Annotated in this window: 2 protein-coding genes and 1 pseudogene; 2 read left to right on the top strand and 1 reads right to left on the bottom strand. The window is 62.2% G+C overall.

Annotated elements, in window-relative coordinates; all coding sequences use genetic code 11:
• Nucleotides 1–114: 114 nt before the first annotated feature.
• Nucleotides 115–861 carry a ComF family protein gene (locus Q0341_RS04635; RefSeq protein WP_299510894.1) on the top strand — a complete coding sequence of 249 codons (747 nt, stop codon included), beginning with the start codon at nt 115–117 and terminating at the stop codon, nt 859–861.
• Between the two features lie 55 nt (nt 862–916).
• Entirely contained in the window at nt 917–1414 is a 498-nt protein-coding gene (locus Q0341_RS04630) for a tRNA (cytidine(34)-2'-O)-methyltransferase (RefSeq protein ID WP_299510893.1), read from the top strand.
• Here the strand turns inward: Q0341_RS04630 and Q0341_RS04625 are convergent.
• A pseudogene (locus Q0341_RS04625) lies at nt 1405–1522 on the bottom strand (MaoC family dehydratase); the annotation flags it as partial. The gene Q0341_RS04630 and the pseudogene Q0341_RS04625 sit on opposite strands and share 10 nt — an antisense overlap.

The raw sequence follows: 1522 nt of genomic DNA, 5'->3' as shown, positions 1-1522 counted from the left end.
GGCTTGGGACATTCCGTGAATTGGCTCATGTGGGGTCGCCGCACACACTGAAATACAACCCTATTGGGGGCTTGTGCGCTTGCAGTGCAACCAAGCGCTGAGTATATTGACATGATGTGGCCCCGATGGTTCAGTGGCTTGTTTTTGAAGCCCGCTGCCTGGCTCCCCAAGAGGGCCGCCCTTGGGCTGCCCAGCCGATGTGCAATTTGCCACAGCTGGCCGCAGGCCCCGATTTGCGATGCGTGCATCAGCCGCTTTGCACAACCGCAACACCGCTGCAGCACCTGCGCACTGCCCATCGCCCAATCGGTGCGGCAATGCGGTGCTTGCTTGAAGTCCCCTCCCCCGTTGGACCTTTGCCTCACCGCCACCCGCTACAGCTGGCCCTGGGTGGATCTGATTGCCCGTTATAAATTTCGCCAACAAGCCGGATGGGACGGCCCTTTGGCCACCTTGATGCAAAGCACGCCCTGGGCTGAGGACACCCTGGAAGAAGCCGACTGGGTGCTGCCCATTCCCCTGTCTGCCAGGCGCCTGTCTGAGCGCGGCTACAACCAATCTTGGTTGCTGGCACGCCGCCTTTCTCCCTGCAAGGCCGATGCCCATTTGCTGCTGCGTATTCGGGATACGCCCTCTCAGCGGACCTTGCCCCGAGCCGAACGGCTCGCCAATTTGGCCGGTGCTTTTGCGGTCGACCCGCTGCGCACAAGCCAGCTGCAAGGTCGGCGTGTGGTGCTGGTGGACGACGTGATGACCAGCGGTGCCTCGCTGCACATGGCGGCTCGGGTGCTGCGCCAAGCCGGGGCGGCGCACATCAGCGCCTTGGTACTGGCGCGCACCGAGGCTGGAGACGACGCCTGAACCCTGGCTGGCGGCCATGGCGATTGAGCCCGCTACGCAAGGCACAATACCGGCCATGTTCCATATCGTCTTGGTTGAACCCGAAATTCCGCCGAACACCGGCAATGTCATCCGGCTGGCCGCCAACACTGGCTGCACTCTCCACTTGATCGAACCCTTGGGGTTTTCAATGGACGACAAACACATGCGCAGAGCAGGCTTGGACTACCACGAGTACGCCACATTGCGCCGCCACGCCGATTGGGCCGCTTTTTTGGCCGCTGAACAGCCCGCGCCAGAGCGCATGTTTGCCTTGACCACCCGAGGCAGCCGTGCAGCGCACGGTGTGGCATTTTTACCGGGCGACTGGCTGGTGTTTGGCTCTGAAACGCGGGGCCTTTCGGCTGAGTTGCGCGAACAGTTTGCGCCGGCTCAGCGCATCAAGCTGCCCATGCGCGAAGGCCAACGCAGCTTGAACTTGTCCAACGCCGTGGCCGTCACCGTGTTCGAGGCGTGGCGTCAACATGATTTTGGTGGCGCTCCAGCGGCCACCGACGGGCAACTTCAGGCGTAAATGCGCACCAGCGATTCGGCTGCACAAACGGGTTTTTCGCTGCCTTCACGCTCCACCGTCACGTTCCACTGCAACTGCAAACCATTGCCCTCAATGGGCGTGGCCGAG

The organism is uncultured Limnohabitans sp., from assembly GCF_937889215.1.
GTDB lineage: Bacteria > Pseudomonadota > Gammaproteobacteria > Burkholderiales > Burkholderiaceae_C > Limnohabitans_A.
This window is presented reverse-complemented; position numbering and strand designations above follow the sequence as displayed.